Origin of the sequence: Streptomyces sp. NBC_00353, from assembly GCF_036108815.1 — a bacterium.
In the GTDB taxonomy this organism is placed as follows: domain Bacteria; phylum Actinomycetota; class Actinomycetes; order Streptomycetales; family Streptomycetaceae; genus Streptomyces.
The window spans coordinates 9,307,132-9,324,857 of sequence record NZ_CP107985.1 but is presented as its reverse complement, the minus strand read 5'-3'; the positions used below and the strand labels follow the sequence as shown (position 1 = coordinate 9,324,857).

The window sequence follows — 17,726 nt, the reverse complement described above, 5'->3', positions numbered from 1 at the left end:
AACCCGGTGGGGCGCTCTGTGGGAGGGCGAGCCGGAGGAGGAGCGTCGGGCCCTCAGGCTGGGTAGCCGACCTCCGAGATGTCCTCGATCAGATCAGCGAGCTCGACGTCCGAGTTGAGCACGGCGACGATCTCCGGCGTCAGCTGGCGCCGGGCCAGCACGGCGCGGACGGCCTCGACATCGACGGGTCTCTCGTAATACTCGGACGCCCACATCGCGTAAGCCTCCGGGGAGCGGTCGACGAGGAGTTCGAAGAGGCCGTTCGCGCCGTCCGGGTCGCCGTCGCCCTCCTCGGGAAAGACGATGGCGCCGGTCCGCCAGGCGAGGTCGCCCGCCCGGCGCCACAGGCAGCAGGTGACGGTGGGGACGCCCTCCTCGTCGCAGAACGCGGGCTCGGTGACGTACGGGTGGAAAACGTCCGGCACGTCGTCGAGGACGCCCGGCCACGCCGTGGGGACGTCCATGCGGGCCCACGGACTCATGAGGGACTCGTGGTCGAAGCCCCGGACGTAGGCCCCGGCGGCCGCGAACACGATCGCGTACTCACCGCCCATTCCATCCCGCATCGACGCCAGTTGCTCGCCCTCGTCCCAGTGGGCGTCGAAGGAGTAGAACCGCGCGTCCCACTCCGGGCTGAGCACGGCGTCCAGCATCGCGAGGCCACGGCAGTGGTCACGCAGGTCCTCGATGCCCGGCAGAGCCCGGGCCACATCGTGTGCGGTCATGCGGCCATTCCATCGCACCCCTCTGACAATCGGGCGACCCACGCGCGAGCCCCCGCGTGCGGCCGGACCGAACGGGCCCAGTCCAGTCGCCGCTGCCTGGCCTGGAGGCCAATCCCGGTGCTAGCCCGGGCTTCCCAGGAGCGATGCGATCGTTTTCGCCTCGTCGGCGGAGCAAGTACGGCGTGCTCCGCCCGATCCGCGGGCGGGCGCGGATCGGATAGGCAGCGAGCAAGGACAGGGGGCCCAGGACCCCGATGCAGGCGGCAACTTGGCGGCCGGTGTTGGTTGTGCCGTACTGGTGAACAGGCGGTGTTCCAGCCCTGCACTATTCGGTGTGCGTAGTTACTGCGGGGGCCGATGGGCCCGCAAGGCGCTGGAGCCGTTCAAACTGTGGTGCGTTGGCGCCTGCAGTCCGTAACACTCCACGCATGCGTGCTGACACTGCTGTATCGCTTCAGGAGAGAGCTCTGCGATATGTCGCGGCTTCGTCCAGGGGAGAACCACTTGCTCACGACCTACGGGTGACGATGCATTTTCATCCCGATCGTCCAGCGGGGAACCGTCCCATCCTGGCCAAGATGGCGGAAGACGGTGTCTATCGCTCGCAGTTCGTGACAGGTACGAGCAACGGCGGTCTGACCGCACATCCCGGCGGGGATCGGTGGCGCTGGGAGAGTCATATCTTCGCCGGCGCATACGACGACGCTGCGGCCGACCAGCGTCCCGTGTACGGGGCGTTGAACTACCGTCGTGATCCGATCGGCGGCGCGCCGCGGTTCGGCTCCTCGTATTTCCGGCTCACCGCTGAGGCTCTTGCACGCACCACGTTCTGCTACCCCGACAGCTCCACCGAGCCTTCCGCCTTTGGTGTCGCCGCCCACTGCTCGCTCGTCGAACTGGCCGAGGCCGAGGATTTGGATGCCCTGGACTGTCATATCGAGGCACAGATTCACGGTCCGGTTCGGTTCGACCGTGATGTAGAGGCACTGGTGCTGGATCCCAGCTATCGAAGCACAGCGATCGAATCCGCAGCTCGCCGCTTGTCCTGCCCGATCGAATGGCATCCAGGTTTTCGGCTCAGCGTGGATGAACTGCGACACCATCCGAGCTATCGCGGACAGGAATACGTTGACCTCGGTACCGAGATCGCCGTTGATGGCCGGCTTGATCCGAGGATCATCGGCGACGCTGCTCGGACAGGCCTCTACGCCCTCCAGGATCTCAAGAAGGTTTGGCACTGCCTGGCACGCTTCGGTAAGGGCGACATCTGACGACAAGGAGCTATTCGGCGACTCTGAGGGCCGTGAGACAGCTGGACCAACTGTCCTCGGCCGGCGCCGCCCAAGACCGACGTCAAGGGCCGGGGACGTCCGGGACACTCCAGGTTCCGGGTCAGGCCTCGCTTGTTCGAACATCTGATGAAGGAGACAGTCGCGCACAGTCGGAATGGCTCGGCCTGGCGTGGCCTTCCAGGTCTTCACACGTCGGAAAGGAGACGCCCTCTTCGCGGAGCAGGGCCCGAAGGGCCTCGTGACTCATGTCGTCGACCACCCCCTCGGCAACCAGGAAGTCACCCAGCTTGGCCAGGATCCAGATCGGGAACGGCAGGTCGTGCCCGGCCGGCTTGGACTTGGCGATCTTCTTGATCTCGCGCCGCTCCGGAAGGGTGAAGGTCCTCGAGCGTCCGCCTTTGCACTTCGGGTAGAGCGCCTCGAAGCCGTCGGTGTTGAAGTCATGGATCACATCGCGGCCCCGGTCCGGGCTGGTGAAAGTCACCTCGGCGGTCTTCGCCACGAGCACGCCCTGGGCAGACAGCAGCACCCTCGCAGCACCCTCTGTGCGCGCCGCCACGTCACCACCGAGCCGGTGCCCCTGCGGATGATCCGCAGCAGCCGCCGGCCCTCGTCATCATCGATCTCACGGCCAAGGGCTGAGTGGTTCGTTGAGCCGAGCCACGGTAGTTGGAACCTGGCCATGATTCTTGGAACCAGCCGATGAATGCCCCCCGGGGAAGGCGTTGCCCCGGGTCGCTCACGACGGCCGTGAGAGCCGGTCAGGCGTTCGTGCGTGACAGGTGGTTGGGGAGGTCGGTGAGCCGTTCGATGCGGAGCACCGTCTGGTCTGCCGTCGGCGATGGTCCACCGGTGACGAAGTCGATGCCGCGGTCCAGCCAGATGCCGGTGAGACCGGCGAGGGCTGCTGCGTTTACATCGGTTTCCAGCATGTCGCCCACGTTGACCGCCTCCGCGGGGTCCGTCCGCATCCGCCGGCAGGCGGTGGCGTAGGCGACGGGCTTGGCCGCACCGAGCTCGGTCGGAGTCAGGACGGCTTCGAAGTATTCGAGGAGGCCGAAGCGGGCGAGTTTGGCGCGCTGCTGCTCGGGGTCCCCGTTGGTGAGAACAGCCAGACGCGGTCCTCGGGGAAGCCGTTTCAGGGTCTCCAGGCATGGCTGGACATCGGGATAGCACCGCCAGGACTCCTCGAACACGGTGAGGTAGCGCTCGGCGATCCAGGCATCCAGAAGGCCGGGACTTTCAGGCACCGGCTCGCCGAGCATCGGCAGGAAGGAACGGAGCCTGCGTCGGTGGTGCTCAGCGAAGGAGCACTGACCAGCAAGGTATTCCCGCATGTGGCGCGCCTCCAGCGTCCACCACAACGTCACCAACTCCTCCGATGGAGCTGTCGCGTTCGGTGCGGCCTGGACGATCTGGCCGATCGTTTCCAAGACCGCGCTTCGATGATCGACCAGGGTGCCGTCCAGATCGAAGAAGATCACATCTGTCATAGGCATGATCATCTCGTGGCGCCTGTCCCTGACGCCAGACGGCAGGTATCGCGATCCCCCCTTTCGGGAAGATTGTCCAGGTGGTCACAACAGGGCCAACATTGCCTGATGCGGCACCGACTGCCGCAGCGTGACCACTGGAAGCACTGACGCAAGGGCTGTCACGAGCGCTTCAGACCTGGTTGGTCGACCTTGGGTGGCAGCCGCAATGTGTGACCGTCGACGCCGACTCCCCCGGCGTGCTCGCTGACGATGGCGTCGTGAATCATCGACCGGCTGGGCCCGCTCCTCACGCTCCCTCCCAGGCGCCGCTTCGCGGAGGACGCCGCGCTCGTCATGGACGACTCAGTTGAATCTCCCCGTCCTTCGCGTGATCTTGCTGGCGCGACTGGGCCGGCGAGTGTTGTTCGCCGACAGAATCTTGCCAGGTTGGCAATCTTGCACTTTGGGCAATTTTCTCTACAGTGGTCGACATGACACAAGGAGACGACGCCGGCGGCGGTCTGCGGGCACGCAAGAAGCGGGAGACCCGGGTCGCGCTGAGTCAGGCCACGATCCGCTTGTGCGTCCAGTACGGGTGGGACAACGTAACGGTGGAGGACATCGCCGCCGCAGCGAATGTGTCCGTGCGCACCTTCCGCAACTACTTCTCCAGCAAGGCCGAGGCGATCGCCGCCAGCCACCTGGAGCGCATGCTGCGGATTGCCGACGAGCTGCGCGCGCGGCCGGTCACCGAGCCCCTGTGGGACTCGATCTCCTTCTCCGTGCAGGCCCAGTTCGTGCCGCAAGGCGATTCCGGCGCGGGGTCCCCCCGAGACCAGCGCTGGGCGGACGGGCTCCGGCTCATGCTGGCCGAACCGGCGCTGCAGGGGGAGGTCGTCAAGGCGAACGCAGCCGCACAGGAGGAGCTGGCCAAGGCGATCGCCGAGCGTACCGGTACCGACGTGGCCCGTGACGTGTACCCGAAGCTGGTTGCCGCGGTGGTCGGTGCCGGCAGTGCCGTGGCCGTGGAGCGCTCCCTGTGCGCGGATCCGCCCGCCCCGCTCGCCCTGGTGCTGCGCGAGGTGTTCGACCAGGTCGTCGCGGGCCTTCCCGCTCCGTAGCAAATGAACCGATCTCGCCCGGCTGCGGCCGGGACGATCCGCCCTGCTTTTCCCATCCGTACAAGGGGGACACGTTGGTGGTCACAGATGTCGTCATCGTCGGAGGCGGCCCGAACGGGCTGATGCTGGCCTGTGAACTGGCCCTGGCCGGAGTCCGGCCGGTCGTCCTGGAAGGCCTGACCGCGCCGAGCGCGGAGCCGAAGGCGAACGGTCTGCTGGGTCAGGTCGTGAAGGTGGTCGAGCGCCGAGGGCTGTACGAGCGTCTCAGCGGCGTACCGGGGCCGCCGCAGCCGAACTCGGCCTACTTCATGTTCGCCGCGATGGGCCTGAACCTGAGCCTGCTGCAGGAGAGCCCGATCTACGGCCTGCCGGCACCGCAGCAGCACATCGTGCAGGTCCTGGAGGAGCGGGCCACCGAACTCGGCGTAGAAATCCAGCGAGGACACGAGGTCGTCGGTCTGTCGCAGGACACCGAGGCGGTCACCGTGGACGTCGCGGGAACGGATGGGACCTACCGGCTACGGGCCCAGTACGTCGTCGGTGCGGACGGCGCGCACAGCATCACGCGCAAACTGTCCGGTATCGGATTCCCCGGCGTCAGCTACGACCGCAGGACCAACCGGACGGCGCATGCCACGGTTCCGGCGACATGGGTGGATCCCACCACCGGCGCACTGAACCTACCCGGCTACGGAACCGTCCTGCCGTTCCTGCCCCATCGCACCGAGTGCGGAGGGTTCTCCTACGCGCCCTTCCCCGGCCACCCGCCACTTGTCAGCACCACAGAGTGGGACCAGCCCGAGACCCAGGCGCCGATGAGCCTCGACGAACTCGGGGCGAGCATCCGCCGCGTACTCGGTGCCGACCTGCCCCTGAGCCCGCCCACCGGCGAGGGACCACACGTGCTGCGCCGGTTGACGGGCGGCAACACCCGAGTGGCCGAACAATTCCGCGACCGCCGCGTGTTCCTGATCGGCGACGCCGCCCACGTCTATGCATCAGGGGGCGGCCCCGGACTCAACCTCGGCCTGCAGGACGCGGTCAACCTCGGCTGGAAACTCGCCGCCGAGATTCACGGCAGCGCCCCACCCGAACTGCTCGACAGCTACGACACCGAGCGCCGGCAGGCCGCCCACCGCATGGTCATCAACGCCCAGGCACAGGCCGCGCTGACTGCCCCGGGCAGCGACGTCACCGCGTTGCGCGAGCTGTTCACCGAACTCCTCGGCCATCCGAACACCGTCCAGCACCTCGCCGACCTCACCGCGGGCACCGACATCCGCTACGACATGGCCGGCCCCCACGCACATCCCCTGGTCGGCCGGTTCGCGCCGGACGTGGAACTGCGCACCCCGGCCGGGGCGGTCCGACTGGCAGAGCTCACCAGAACCGCACGGCCACTGCTGCTCGACATGACCGAAGACGCATCGGTTGCCGGGGAGCTCGCACAGTGGCACGACCAGGTGGACATCGTCATCGCGCAACCCCAGTCCCCCGCCCCTGTGGCCACCGCCCTGCTGCTGCGCCCCGACTGCTATGTGGCATGGGCAGCAGCCTCACACCGCCCCGACCCGGCCGACCTGGACGCCCTGCGGACCGCAACGCAGCGGTGGTTCGGCGCTGCCGAACCCGCCCGCAACGGGTCGGAAAACCTGCGAACGACGTGAAGGGCGTTGAGCGCACAACCGAACGGGTTCGCGCTCAGGGAGGGGTGGCCGGGCGGGCGCACCGGTGCGCCGGGCGAACTGCCTTGGTCCTTATCGCCGGATGAGGCCGAGTTCGGTGGCGGTGGCGACGGCAGCGGTTCGGGAGTCGACGCCGAGTTTCACGTAGATACGGGCCAGGTGGGACTTGACCGTCCCTTCGGTGAGGTGGAGCCGGTTGCCGATGGCCTGGTTGGACAGGCCCACGGCGACCAGCGCGAGAACTTCGGTCTCGCGCCGGGTCAGGGTGGTGCCGGGAGTACGCAGTCGGTTCATCAGCCGGTCCGCGACGGTGGGTGCCAGTGTGGTGCGGCCTGCCGCGGCGGTGCGTACGGCGGCGGCCAGGTCCTCGGGTGGGGCGTCCTTGAGGAGGTAGCCGGTGGCGCCGGCTTCGATGGCGCGGAGGGTGTCGGCGTCGGTGTCGTAGGTGGTGACGATCAGCACGCGGGGGGCCTGGGGCCGTGCGGTGATGGCGGCGGTGGCCTCGGCACCGTTCATTCCCTTGCCGAACTGAAGGTCCATGAGAACGACATCGATGTCGCCCTGGGCGGCGCGGGCGACGGCTTCCTCGGCGGTTGGGGCTTCGGCCACCACTTCGATGCCGGCTTCGGTCTCCAGCACGGCGCGCAGCCCTGCGCGCACGACGGGGTGGTCGTCGGCCAGGAGCAGGCGGATGGGGGTGTCGGTCACGGGTGGGCCTCGGGCTCGTTCTCGGCGGAGGGGGTCAGAGGGAGCTGGGCGGCCAGGGCGGTGCCGTGACCTGGAGTGGACTCGATGATGAGGGTGCCCCCCAGATCGTGGACGCGGGCGCGCATGGCGGCCAGCCCGAACCCCCCGGCCTCCGGGTCGGGGACGGGCAGGTGGTGGGGATCGAAGCCGTGCCCGTCGTCGACGATGTCGACGACGACGTGGTCGCCGAGGTAGCTGAGGGTGACCTCGGCTGCGGTGGCCTTGGCGTGGCGGACGGTGTTCCCGAGGGCAGACTGCGTGATGCGCAGAAGTGCGACCTCGTGCGCGGTCGGCAGCGGTAGCGGGTCGCCGGTGAGGTGGAAGCGGGCGGTGATCCGGTGGCGGGCACTGGTGGTGGCGCACAGGCGTTCCAGAGCGCCGGCCAGGGTGGTGCCTTCCAGGGCGGGCGGGCCGAGGGCGGCGACGAAGCGGCGGGCCTCGGCAAGGTTGTCGACGGCGGCCTGGCGGGCCTGGTCGACGTAGCGGGCGGCACTTTCGGGGGTGCCGGGCAGGGCGCGTTCGGCGGCGCGCAGCAGCAGCTGGATGCTGGAGAGGCCCTGGGCCAGAGTGTCGTGGATCTCGCGGGCCAGACGTTCGCGCTCGGACAGCACGCCGGCGGTGTGCTGGGCGGCAGCCAGATCGGCTCGGGTGGCGGTGAGCTCCTCGATCAGGTGCCGGCGTTGTTCGCTCTCCAGGTACAGAGCCTGATACCCCCACACCACCGCCACCGCCACGGCGGCGCCGAGGGCCGGGCCGATCGCCATCGCAGCACTGAAGGTGCCCTGATGCGCGGCGAAGCCTGCGACGGCGGCCAGCCCGGTGACCGCCACGGCGGCCAGTCCGGCGCGGCGGGCCAGCAGGTGGAGCTCGAGAAAATACAGCGGGAATGCCAACCACACCCCGTCGGCGGACAGGGCCAGCAGCACCAGCCAGACAGTGCCTACAGCGGCCAGCCACAGCGCTGCGGCCGACCGCGAGCGGCTGACGCGTGGCAGCAGCGGGCCGGCCGCGTAGACGAGGCCGCATGCCGCGGCCGCGGCGACGACCCACCCGGCGTGCGGGCGGCCATCGGCCACGGCCCGGCCGGCCGCCAGGGCGAGCAGGCCGATGACCAGCAGGTGCAGGCACCAGGCCAGGGCTCTGGTGGTGGGGGTCAAGGCGGGGGCGGTGGTGTTCACAGTCCTTCCACCCTAAGGAGAAAACCTCTGCGCGGCTTCCATCGAAAGTTACAACCGGTCTGCCGCCTTTCGATGCGCCAAGTGCTGTCCTGGGCCAGATGCCTCTGGAGGGGATTGGCAGCGACGGTGGGGACATACCGATTCCGCCCATGAAAGAGCAGGTCCAAGCCGTGTTCGTCGCCTGGAGAGACCTGAAATTCGCCAAAGGGCGCTTCGCCCTGATGGGCACCGTCATCGTGCTGATCACCCTGCTGGTCGGGCTGCTGTCCGGACTGACCGCCGGGCTGGGCCGGCAGAACATCTCCGCGATCACGTCCCTGCCCGCCGACAAGATCACCTTCGGCGCGCCCGGCGAGGGCGAGGACCCGTCGTACTCGAACTCCACCGTCACCGAGAAGCAGTGGCAACAGTGGGCCAAGACGCCCGGCGTGAGCAGCGCCGAACCGCTGGGCATCACCACCACCAAGGCGACCGCCGGGAGCAAGAGCACAGGCGTCTCCGCCTTCGGCGTGAAGCCCAGCTCCACGCTCGCCCCCGACAGCAACAAGATCGACGGTCACGCGGTGGTCCTCTCGACCGCCGCCGCTGACGGCCTGGGCGTCGCGGCGGGCGACACCATCACCCTGGCCGGGCAGAAACTGACCGTCGCCGCGGTGAGCGGTGACGCCTCCTTCAGCCACACCCCCGTCATCTGGACCAGCCTCGACACCTGGCAGAAGACCGCACCTCCCACGGGCACCGCCTACGGGCCCACCGCCACCGTCATCGCCCTCAACACCACCTCCGGCACCGACCTCAAGGCCGCCGACCAGGCGGCGGGCACCAAGACGGTCTCCAAGGACGACTCGCTGTCCGCGATCGGCTCCTACACCTCCGAAAACGGCTCCCTGCAACTGATGCGTGGCTTCCTGTTCGCGATCTCCGCCCTGGTCATCGGCGCCTTCTTCACCGTGTGGACCATCCAGCGCAGCGGCGACGTCGCCGTCCTCAAGGCTCTGGGCGCCTCCACCGCCAATCTGCTGACGGACGCGCTCGGCCAGGCCCTTGTCCTGCTGGCCGGCGGCACCCTGATCGGCACCGGCATCGCCGCCGGCCTCGGCGCCCTGGTCGCCGGCAGCGCGGTGCCGTTCCTCCTCACCCCCACCACCGCCCTCGTTCCCGCCGCCGTGACAATCGCGCTGGGCGCGCTCGGGGCCGGCCTGTCCATCCACCGCATCACCTCCGTCGACCCACTGACCGCCCTGGGGAGCGCCCGATGAGCCTCAACCTGACCGACATCACCCTCACCTACCCCGACGGCGTATCCCGCCTGACCGCACTGGACCGGGTCACCCTTCAGGTGCCCGAGGGCAGCCTGACCGCCGTCGTCGGCCCCTCCGGCTCCGGCAAGTCCAGCCTTCTCGCCGTCGCCGCCACCCTCATTGGCCCCGATACCGGCACCGTCACCATCGACGGCACGCCCACCACCGGCCTGACCCGCGGCGAACTCACCGACCTGCGCCGCAACAAGATCGGCATCGTCTTTCAGCAGCCCAACCTGCTGCCCTCCCTCACCGCCGCCGAACAGCTCCAGGTCATGGCACAGATCGACGGCCGCAACCCGCGCACCGCCCACAACCGGGCCATGGAACTGCTCGACGCCGTCGGCCTGGCCGACCAGGCCGGCCGGCGCCCCCACCAGCTCTCCGGCGGCCAGCGCCAGCGCGTCAACATCGCTCGCGCCCTGATGAACGACCCCACCGTTCTCCTGGTCGACGAACCCACCAGTTCCCTCGATCACGAACGTGGCGCCGTTGTCATCGACCTGATCATCCGCCTCACTCACCAACAGGCCACCGCGACCGTCCTGGTCACTCACGACCGCACCCACCTCACCGCGGTCGACCAGGTCGCCGAAGTCCACGACGGGCGTCTCCGCCTCCCCACCACCGCCCGATAGCCAGTCGTCCACGAGCAGCACGCAACCCCGGACGGGAGGTCGGTGCGGGCCCCGACAGCGTCGGCCCCACTGCAGGAGAACAACACGGTCCCGGGCTCCCAGCCCGGGACATGGCTCGGTCCGCTCACACTCTCGGAATGGGCAGTGGGCACCACACCGGGCCTGGCCACCGGGGGGTGCCGGCCACCCCCGCCACCCTCGAACGACGCCCACACACACTTACTGCGGCTAAAGGGGGCCCGGCCACGCACCGCGGCAGCTCCGTACGCGAGGAAGGCCCAGAGCTCCGGCGACGTCGAGCCCGGCGAGAACCCAGTCGCCGTCGCCGACGGCACACCGCGCTCCAAGTGGCTCGGTTTCGACGCCGGGGGCGCTCGCCCTGCTCCATCCGAGGGATTCACCAGAGCAGCTCGTCGTGCCGCTCGTATCCAAAAATCGAACACGCGTACCATTCGGGTGTGCCCACGTACGACTTCCCCCAGGACCTGCGCGACGCCCAGCTCGCGCTGCACGAAACCCGTGCTCAGTACGAGCAGTACGCCCGGACCCTGCCGTGGTCGGCTGAGCCGATGCCCGGCTGGGAGAGCGAGAAACAGCCCTACACCAGCTTCCGCTCCGGAAAGACAGACAGCCCCGGCTACACCGACGAGCAGGCCGCGGAGATCGCCCGCCTCAAGGCCCGCATCCTCGAACTCGGCATCATCGTGTCCACGCACCCGTTCTGGAGCAGCGTGGAGAGTGGCGTCGTCGATGCCCGTATGGCGCTGAAGCACGTTCACGAACAGCCGGCCGAGGCGTAGCGGTGTCCGAATCCGGCGGGATATCCGACCTGGACAAGAACCGCGCGCTGGCCGACTGGCTGGAGTGGCAGCTGCGCCGGACCCGGAACCGGATCCGTGAGCTGGAGGTCGCAGACCGGCAGGAGCAGCGTGCCGACGAGCGGGCGCAGGCGGAGCAGTCGTGGAAGATCCAGCCGAAGCTCTCCAGGGACACGGCGATGCTGCACCGCGGGGGCTGCTCCCTGTCACCCCAACTCGGGTTCATCAACCGCGAAGAGGCGATCATCGCGTTGAACGAACCCGACATCGAGGCATGCCGGATCTGCCATCCGGAAAAGGGCCTGAGGGCCGCATAGGGCTGGTTCGGGCCACTCGTGGCGCAGCGGAGGCAGTCGGCCCGCAGGATCGGCATTCCGGCTGTGACGACGGCGACGGCTGCCAGATGCCGGTGCACCGGGAAGTCGACAACGGTGCACAGATACCGAGCGAGACTCCTCCGACGATCCCGAGGCTGAAGGAGCTGTGCAGGATGGGCAGGACCGTCCGGCCGGTGATCCGTCGAGGTCGCCCGCGACCTCCTGGGCGCCCTGTGCAGCGAGTGCACGGGCCGTGTCGGACCGGGGCCGCGGAGGCAGGGCGCGAACCGGCCGGCCGCGCTGCAGCAGCTCACGGGCGCCGGCGCCGGCCCGTCGCCCCCGCTTGCCGGCTGCCCCGGCACGACCGGGAGATGCGGACGTCGGACGCAAGTACGGGGAATGGTTCGGCCGAGCGGGGTCAGTCGTCGAGGCCCCAGCTGTGAACGGTATGAGGGTGGATGCGGATCACCTCGGGGCTGAAACCCGGACCGAGGGCGTCGGAGCTGGTGAGCAGCTCAGCCGTTCCGCGGATCTCCACGAAGCGGGGCTTCCATGGCGTCACGCTCGCGAGGTCGTCGACGACGAGGGAGATCTTCGGGTTGGCCTGCAGGTTGCGCCATTTCTTCGAGGCGCCCATGCGGTGTCCGCCGATGAGAACGGTGTCGTCCGCCTGGAGGAAGAATCCGACCGGGTTGGCCTGCGGCTGGCCGCTGGGGTCGACAGTGGCCATGCGACCCAGCCGCTGGCCGGCCAGGTAGGCACGCTGAGCATCGGTGAAGGCAGTCATATCTGCACCTTTCCACTGGGTTACAGATGCCGCCTTGTGGCGCCGCCCGGCCACCACTCGGGCGCGGGTTCCTTCGCGATCACGTAAGACGGGCACGCCGCCCGAGTTGTCCAGGTCGCCGCTTTGCGGCGTACCAACTGCTCGCGGCGATGGCTATTCGGGCAACGGTCGGTCGTCGATCACGTGCTTCATGACGAGGGTGGAGGTCAGACGCTGGACACTCGGCAGCCTGGCCAGCTGCTGGTCGTAGAGCTGTTGGTAGGCGGCCAGGTCGGTGGTGGCGACGCGCACGAGGTAGTCGGGTTCACCGAAGAGGCGCTGGGCCTGGATGACGTTCGGGCGGTCACGGCTTCTTCGAAGGCGGTGACGGTGTCACGGTCCTCCCACCGCAGCGTGGCGAAGACGAGGGCCTCGAAGTTCAGGCCGACGGCGGCCGGGTCGACGACGGCACGGTATCCCCGGATGGGACCCTCGCGTTCGAGGTAGCGCACGCGGCGGTGGCAGGGCGAGACGCTCAGCTGCACGCGGGCGGCCAGCTCGGTGACTGTCAGGGGTGCCGGGATCAGCGGCCTGAACCCCAAGGCGCTGTTGCTGTGCTTCTCGCTGTTCCCGCAGTTCATCGACCCCGCGGGCGGCTGGCCCGTCGCCGCGCAGACGGGCCTGCTCGGCACGCTCCACATGACGGCTTGTGCCCTCGTGTACCTCGCCGTCGGCGTGCTCGCCCGCAGTGTCCTGAAAACCCGGCCCTCGGCGGCCCGGGCGGTCACCCGCGTCTCTGGTGCCATGATGATCGTCATCGGTGGTTTCCTGCTGGTGGAACGCCTGGCCGGCTGACGAAACCGCGCCACCCCGTTCACAGACCGTGATGTCCCCTTCGAAGGAGAGCACGTGGAAGACCAGACGCAGCAGGAACAGGCGAGCCCCGAGGTGCAAAAGCGCATCCAGGACAGCTTCGACTGCCAGGGGCTGATGGCCCACCTCGGTGCACGGATAACCCACATCGGACCGGGGCGCGTGCACATCGTGCTCCCAAGTCGGCCCGAAGTGACCCAGCAGCACGGCTACTTCCACGCCGGCGCCACCAGCGCCATCGCCGACACCGCCGGCGGCTACGCCGCCTACACGCTGTTCCCCGAGGACACCGAGGTTCTCACTGTCGAGTACAAGATCAACCTCCTCGCGCCCGCGGTCGGTGAGTACCTCGAGGCGGCCGGAACGGTCCTGAAGGCCGGACGCACGCTGACCGTCTGCCAGTTGGAAGTGTTCGGCGTCACGGACGACGGCGAGCGGAAGCTCGTCGCCAACGGGCAGCAGACGCTGATCCGCGTGAAGCGGCCCGAGCAGTGAGCCCGCAGCCGTCATTGCCGTCCTGGGCAACGTGGTGGCAGCGGCCGTTCCCGGACGCCAACACACTGCTGCTCCACGGACGGCAACCTGCCCTGATCGACACAGGGTTCGTGGGTCATGCCGAAGAGACGGCCGGCTGGGCCCGCGCGCACGCCGGGGAAGTCGGCCTGGTGGTGAACACCCACTGGCACTCCGACCACGTCGGCGGCAACGCCCTCCTCCAGGCGCACGGCGCGGCCGTCGCGGCCGGGGCACTGGAGGCCGAGGCCATCCGACGCCGGGACCCGGGCTGCTGCGCGGCCGAGTACCTGGACCAGCCGGTCGCCCCGTACACGGTCGACGTACCGCTCGACGACGGACAGGTCCTCCGGCTCGGGGACACCGAGTGGGAAGTCGTCCGGACCCCCGGGCACACACCTGGACATCTGGCGCTGTGGCAGCCGGAGGAGCGGCTGCTCGTGGCCGGGGACGCACTGTCGGACTACGACGTCGGCTGGGTGAACCTCGCCCTCGACGGGCTCGACGCGGCCACCACCGCGCTCGCTTCCCTCAATCGGATGGCCGACCTCGCCCCGCGGGTGATCCTGCCCTCCCACGGCCCGATCCCCGCCGACCCCGGTGCCGCCTTCGCCGCCGCCCTGCGCCGTGCGCAACGGCTCGTGGACGACCCGGACGGGACGGTCTGGTACGGCGCCCGGCGGATCTTCGCATTCGCCCTGATGATCCGCGGCGGCATCCCGGCCGACGACGTCGAGCCGTACCTGCACGCTCGAGACTGGCTGACCGACGCCGCCCGGTTCCTGGACCTCACGCCCGAGGCGCTCGCCGCCGAGCTGGTCACGACCATGCTCGGCAGCGGCGCCGTCGTTCTCCGCGACGGCCGCCTCCACGCCGCCGCCGACCACACCCCTGTGGCGGCCGAAACGCTGCGCGTGCCGTACCCGCGCGCATGGCCGGTTTCGGAGCCGCGCTGACTCGCGGCGGGAGTGGATGGGCGGACCTCCGGCCGCTCGCCCGTCCACTGCCGCCCGGACCTCCGGTCAGAAGGTGTGCTCCGGCGACGGGAACGCTCCCGCCGTCACGTCGGCACATTCACTGGAGGCGTTCGGTGAACGGAATGCGGAGAACCGACCGGCGACGTGCGGAGCGTGAGTCCTGGAGGTTCCGGGAGTGGTGAAGCGGCCTGGTGGAGTAAGGTTCCCGCCGGGCCGTCCAGGCCCCGGCGGTACCCATGCAGATGGGCCCCGGGTGGTGCACACCCCCGATGGGGACGTCCCCCCACTTCACGTTGGACCACACCACATCGAGGATCAGTCTTGACCCCCTACTCGCTGGCGTTCTACGTGGACGTCGTCACCACCGGCACCGTGCTCGGCGTGGGCCCCGCGGCCTCTCCCGACCGCGTGACCATGGCCCTGGGGTCGAACTTCGGTGAGAACACCTTCGACGACCACAGCATGTGCCGTGACTACGGCCTCGCCGAATTCTTCTGGGACCGGGCTTCCGCCGAACACACATGGTCGGGCCACCACTTCACCCTGCAGGTTCACAGGCTCGCGTACCGGGACCGCACCCTCGTCAACGAGACGCTTCGCGCCCGGTACGGGCGGTTCACTCCCAGGCTTCGGTTCGAAAAGCTGCAACGCCTACTGGAGCGGCGTGGGGTCCCCCTGCTCGAGATCCCGGAGATCCCGGCGAACTCCCCTTATTTCCGTACTTTCTGGCAGCCCGATTCCCGTGTGGCCGTCTCCGTCATAGGCACCTACGGCGAGTACAGCACGCCCGACAATCTGCGGGTCGGCGACGTGTACAACATCCAGGCCCCGATGGCTGCCGAGGAAGTGGAGTGGCGGAGGGCGCGGGTCGGGTAGCACCGGGCCGGCCTGGGAGCTTGTCAATTTCGCACAGCCTGAGTCACAGCAGGACTCGCTTTCGGAGGAGTTGGAGGTCAGCTCGACCGAACATCCGGCGCTGTGATGTGAGCCGGCCAGGGCATCGGGACGGCGCTCGACGGGGCGCACGAGCGTGCGTAGCCATGGATCGGCGGACCGCTGTCCGACGGCGTATACCTACTGCGGGTCACGCTGTGAGCGCCACGAAGCCGTGGGCTCGACAGGTCAACCGGCGGTGCTGCCTGAACCGGCGTCAGCCGTTCTCCCGTCGTGCCGACGACGGACGCGGTTGGCGACGATCAGAAGGGCGGTAGCCAGCAGGAGGATCCCCGTGACCAGCCCCTTGAGTGCGCCACCGCCGGACGCCTCGGCGTCCACCGCGGCTGCCGGCGCCATGCCCTGGGTGTGCGGGAATCTGATCTTCGCGTGGAACTTCTTGACGAGCAGCCCGCTTCTCAGTTCAAGGGTGGCGCGCCAAGGGCCGTCGGCCACTTCGTCGGTCACCGGAATCATCACCGGCTCGGACTGATGGGGTGCCAGGCTCGTACCCAGCTGTACCTGGTAGGGGCCCGCGCTCAGGCTTCCCGACACCGAGGCGAGCTTCAGGGTGCCGGACAGATCCAGAGCGCGGCCCCCCGTGTTGATGATCTGGGCACGCACGATCGCGTGGCCGTCCGGGCCGCGTTCAGCCGTCATCGTGCGCGCGGTGAAGTTCGGGGCCGGGGGGTTGTGGCCGCCGACCGAGAGATACATCCGGATGCCGGTGCGGCTCACCAGGGCGATGCCACCACCTCGACCGCCCCTGACTTGCGCCCAGACCACGGCATAGCGCTCGCCGGGCGCCGCGTCCCTGGGCACCGCGATCTTCACGGTGTCGCGGAGGCTGTCGTGGGCGGGAACATCGAGCGTCCTGCGTCGCAGCCTCGTCCAGGACGAAAGCTCGTTCCGCTTCCTGCCGGCCGCCCCCACGAACGAGCCGTGAGTGATGGTGGCGGCGGCCGGATACACCTCGACGTGCAAGGTGGAATCAGTGGTATTCAGCACTTCGATGCGGCGATGCACGGTCGTGCCGGGCGTCAGGTTGTCGACGATGTAGTGCCGAGCTCGTGGATCGTCGGCCAGATCGACCGGGATATCGACGAGGCGTACGCCGACGCTTCCCTGGCCGAAGTCCGACGACCGTGGCGACGCCGCTGCATTGGTCGCAGGTGAGGCGGCGCCGGTGACCGCGATGAGTGCCGCGGCCACCAGAGCCAGGACGGGAACGAAACTGCGCAAGGTGGAGAACCCCCCAGTGATTTCGGCGTGCTGGTCAGGCCACGGAATGGGTGATCGTCGAGCTGTAGGTGCCGGCCAGTGCGTCCGCCGGGATGGTGACCGAGATGGTCGGGTTCCACACGGCGGTGTTGATCCCGGACACGCTGGTGGCGGTCTGGACAGGACCTGGCGGGTACAGGGGTGCCAGGTTGCTGGCGTTGACGATGGCGTTGCCGGTGACCGTGGCGGACGGCGTGTTGTAGCTGCTGGAGCCAGGGGCGGAGACCGAGATGCTCTGCGGTCCCGTGAAGTCGACCCCGTTCGCGGTGACGACCCAGCCGGTGGTACCACCCCGACTGTCTGTCACAGTGACGTTCCCCAGCTGCGCGCTGACCGTCTGGGGGGTGCTGCTGGCGGCAACGGTGCCCAGGCTCACCGGCCCCGTCGGCACAGTGATGTCGATGGTGCCGGTGGTGATCGAGAGCGTCACCGGCGTGGTCCCGCTCTGATCGGCCGAGGCCGGTAGGGGGACGGACAGAGCCGCCACCAGGCCGACTACGAGCGAAGCGGCCGCGATACTTCTGCGCATCTTGATCCTCGAATTGGGGGTCACAGGTGCAGGTGTAAGTCACCTCCCGCCTCGTATCGGCAGAAGACCACATTCATGATCGCTTTCTTGGCCTTTTCCACCGAATCGGACCATTCGCTCTTTAGAATGGTTTTATGGCACTCCGCGGCTCGCCCCTACCGGGGCAGACACGGTTCTCGGCGCGTAGCTGCTTGATGCGTATGCGTGCGGTCCCCGCTCGCATCTGTCCCGCCCCTCAGACACGGAGCCCCTTTCATTCTGAGGACGGTGCGGTCCGGTCCGGACCCTCGTCGATCTCGCGTCGGCTCCTGAACATCCCTGTGGCCATTGCTCGTTGTACGGCGCCTTCAACGAAGGCCCTATCGACGTCGACCGGCTCCGCCGGAGCCTGGCCGGGCTGCCGTTGCCGGGGGCATACGGCCGCCTGGTCCTGGCAGTGGATGGCTCACCGCGGCTACGGCCGGACGCGGCGAGTGGCCCGTCCCGAGTAACGGGCGGAACGCCACCGGGTGGGGCCGCCGGCTGCGACCCCACCCGGTATGTGCTCCGTCAATGAC

General features: G+C 68.8%; 18 protein-coding genes and 3 pseudogenes. 12 read left to right on the top strand and 9 right to left on the bottom strand.

The window, feature by feature from the left end; genetic code table 11:
- Positions 1–53: 53 nt before the first annotated feature.
- Positions 54–725 carry a hypothetical protein gene (locus tag OHA88_RS41900; protein ID WP_328629447.1) on the bottom strand — a complete coding sequence of 224 codons (672 nt, stop codon included), beginning with the start codon at positions 723–725 and terminating at the stop codon, positions 54–56.
- 428 nt (positions 726–1,153) lie between these two features.
- On the opposite strand from OHA88_RS41900, the gene OHA88_RS41895 reads away from it, so the two are divergent.
- A complete protein-coding gene (locus OHA88_RS41895) occupies positions 1,154–1,996 on the top strand; it encodes a DUF3626 domain-containing protein (protein WP_328629446.1) in 843 nt (280 codons plus the stop codon).
- Positions 1,997–2,185: 189 nt separating this feature from the next.
- Here the strand turns inward: OHA88_RS41895 and OHA88_RS41890 are convergent.
- A pseudogene (locus tag OHA88_RS41890) lies at positions 2,186–2,701 on the bottom strand (helix-turn-helix domain-containing protein); the annotation flags it as partial.
- A 77-nt stretch (positions 2,702–2,778) separates the two neighbouring features.
- A complete protein-coding gene (locus OHA88_RS41885) occupies positions 2,779–3,510 on the bottom strand; it encodes an HAD family hydrolase (RefSeq protein ID WP_328629445.1) in 732 nt (243 codons plus the stop codon).
- A 473-nt stretch (positions 3,511–3,983) separates the two neighbouring features.
- Here OHA88_RS41885 and OHA88_RS41880 point away from each other — a divergent pair, with 473 nt between their 5' ends.
- Both OHA88_RS41880 and OHA88_RS41875 read left to right on the top strand, forming a co-directional pair.
- Positions 3,984–4,613, top strand: a complete 630-nt coding sequence (locus OHA88_RS41880; RefSeq protein ID WP_328629444.1) for an acyl-CoA-like ligand-binding transcription factor — start codon at positions 3,984–3,986, stop codon at positions 4,611–4,613.
- A gap of 77 nt (positions 4,614–4,690) precedes the next feature.
- Positions 4,691–6,280 carry an FAD-dependent monooxygenase gene (locus OHA88_RS41875; protein WP_328629935.1) on the top strand — a complete coding sequence of 530 codons (1,590 nt, stop codon included), beginning with the start codon at positions 4,691–4,693 and terminating at the stop codon, positions 6,278–6,280.
- Between the two features lie 90 nt (positions 6,281–6,370).
- Here the strand turns inward: OHA88_RS41875 and OHA88_RS41870 are convergent, their stop codons facing one another.
- Both OHA88_RS41870 and OHA88_RS41865 read right to left on the bottom strand, forming a co-directional pair.
- Positions 6,371–7,006 (bottom strand): response regulator, encoded by a 636-nt coding sequence (locus OHA88_RS41870; RefSeq protein WP_267007306.1) that lies wholly within the window; start codon positions 7,004–7,006, stop codon positions 6,371–6,373.
- Complete coding sequence (locus tag OHA88_RS41865) at positions 7,003–8,223, bottom strand: sensor histidine kinase (RefSeq protein ID WP_328629443.1); 1,221 nt, start codon at positions 8,221–8,223, stop codon at positions 7,003–7,005. The genes OHA88_RS41870 and OHA88_RS41865 overlap by 4 nt, the downstream gene beginning before the upstream one ends.
- A 170-nt stretch (positions 8,224–8,393) precedes the next feature.
- Between OHA88_RS41865 and OHA88_RS41860 the strand changes: the two genes are divergently transcribed.
- The 4 genes from OHA88_RS41860 (at position 8,394) to OHA88_RS41845 (ending at position 11,297) form a co-directional block, all read left to right on the top strand.
- The gene (locus OHA88_RS41860) at positions 8,394–9,482 is read left to right on the top strand and encodes an ABC transporter permease (RefSeq protein ID WP_328629934.1); all 1,089 of its coding nucleotides are present in this window, start codon (positions 8,394–8,396) and stop codon (positions 9,480–9,482) included.
- The gene (locus tag OHA88_RS41855; protein WP_328629442.1) at positions 9,479–10,162 is read left to right on the top strand and encodes an ABC transporter ATP-binding protein; all 684 of its coding nucleotides are present in this window, start codon (positions 9,479–9,481) and stop codon (positions 10,160–10,162) included. Before OHA88_RS41860 ends, OHA88_RS41855 begins: the two co-directional genes overlap by 4 nt.
- A gap of 458 nt (positions 10,163–10,620) precedes the next feature.
- A complete protein-coding gene (locus OHA88_RS41850; RefSeq protein ID WP_328629441.1) occupies positions 10,621–10,962 on the top strand; it encodes a hypothetical protein in 342 nt (113 codons plus the stop codon).
- 2 nt (positions 10,963–10,964) lie between these two features.
- Entirely contained in the window at positions 10,965–11,297 is a 333-nt protein-coding gene (locus tag OHA88_RS41845) for a DUF6233 domain-containing protein (protein WP_328629440.1), read from the top strand.
- A 418-nt stretch (positions 11,298–11,715) separates the two neighbouring features.
- Here OHA88_RS41845 and OHA88_RS41840 read toward each other — a convergent pair whose 3' ends face one another.
- The gene (locus OHA88_RS41840; protein ID WP_328629439.1) at positions 11,716–12,084 is read right to left on the bottom strand and encodes a PPOX class F420-dependent oxidoreductase; all 369 of its coding nucleotides are present in this window, start codon (positions 12,082–12,084) and stop codon (positions 11,716–11,718) included.
- Positions 12,085–12,237: 153 nt separating this feature from the next.
- Positions 12,238–12,665, bottom strand: a pseudogene (locus OHA88_RS41835) (Lrp/AsnC family transcriptional regulator).
- On the opposite strand from OHA88_RS41835, the gene OHA88_RS41830 reads away from it, so the two are divergent.
- The 4 genes from OHA88_RS41830 (at position 12,625) to OHA88_RS41815 (ending at position 15,302) form a co-directional block, all read left to right on the top strand.
- Positions 12,625–12,918, top strand: a complete 294-nt coding sequence (locus tag OHA88_RS41830; protein WP_443044337.1) for a LysE family translocator — start codon at positions 12,625–12,627, stop codon at positions 12,916–12,918. The pseudogene OHA88_RS41835 and the gene OHA88_RS41830 overlap by 41 nt on opposite strands.
- A gap of 54 nt (positions 12,919–12,972) precedes the next feature.
- Positions 12,973–13,431: a PaaI family thioesterase gene (locus tag OHA88_RS41825; protein WP_328629438.1), complete on the top strand. Its 459-nt coding sequence runs from the start codon at positions 12,973–12,975 to the stop codon at positions 13,429–13,431.
- The gene (locus OHA88_RS41820; protein ID WP_328629437.1) at positions 13,428–14,405 is read left to right on the top strand and encodes an MBL fold metallo-hydrolase; all 978 of its coding nucleotides are present in this window, start codon (positions 13,428–13,430) and stop codon (positions 14,403–14,405) included. The genes OHA88_RS41825 and OHA88_RS41820 overlap by 4 nt, the downstream gene beginning before the upstream one ends.
- Positions 14,406–14,747: 342 nt before the next feature.
- Complete coding sequence (locus OHA88_RS41815) at positions 14,748–15,302, top strand: hypothetical protein (protein ID WP_328629436.1); 555 nt, start codon at positions 14,748–14,750, stop codon at positions 15,300–15,302.
- A 246-nt stretch (positions 15,303–15,548) separates the two neighbouring features.
- Here OHA88_RS41815 and OHA88_RS41810 read toward each other — a convergent pair whose 3' ends face one another.
- Positions 15,549–16,601, bottom strand: coding sequence for a hypothetical protein (locus tag OHA88_RS41810; protein WP_328629435.1), 1,053 nt, complete (start codon positions 16,599–16,601; stop codon positions 15,549–15,551).
- A 34-nt stretch (positions 16,602–16,635) separates the two neighbouring features.
- Positions 16,636–17,169 (bottom strand): hypothetical protein, encoded by a 534-nt coding sequence (locus tag OHA88_RS41805; RefSeq protein ID WP_328629434.1) that lies wholly within the window; start codon positions 17,167–17,169, stop codon positions 16,636–16,638.
- A 283-nt stretch (positions 17,170–17,452) separates the two neighbouring features.
- On the opposite strand from OHA88_RS41805, the pseudogene OHA88_RS41800 reads away from it, so the two are divergent.
- Positions 17,453–17,725 (top strand): annotated as a pseudogene (locus OHA88_RS41800) (transposase); the annotation flags it as partial.
- Between the last annotated feature and the right edge of the window lies 1 nt (position 17,726).

Coding starts and splice junctions, on each gene's coding strand:
- OHA88_RS41885 (WP_328629445.1), bottom strand. CDS start 3,510: ATGACAGATGTGATCTTCTTCGATCTGGACGGCACCCTGGTCGATCAT.
- OHA88_RS41880 (WP_328629444.1), top strand. CDS start 3,984: ATGACACAAGGAGACGACGCCGGCGGCGGTCTGCGGGCACGCAAGAAG.
- OHA88_RS41805 (WP_328629434.1), bottom strand. CDS start 17,169: ATGCGCAGAAGTATCGCGGCCGCTTCGCTCGTAGTCGGCCTGGTGGCG.
- OHA88_RS41895 (WP_328629446.1), top strand. CDS start 1,154: ATGCGTGCTGACACTGCTGTATCGCTTCAGGAGAGAGCTCTGCGATAT.
- OHA88_RS41900 (WP_328629447.1), bottom strand. CDS start 725: ATGACCGCACACGATGTGGCCCGGGCTCTGCCGGGCATCGAGGACCTG.
- OHA88_RS41855 (WP_328629442.1), top strand. CDS start 9,479: ATGAGCCTCAACCTGACCGACATCACCCTCACCTACCCCGACGGCGTA.
- OHA88_RS41840 (WP_328629439.1), bottom strand. CDS start 12,084: ATGACTGCCTTCACCGATGCTCAGCGTGCCTACCTGGCCGGCCAGCGG.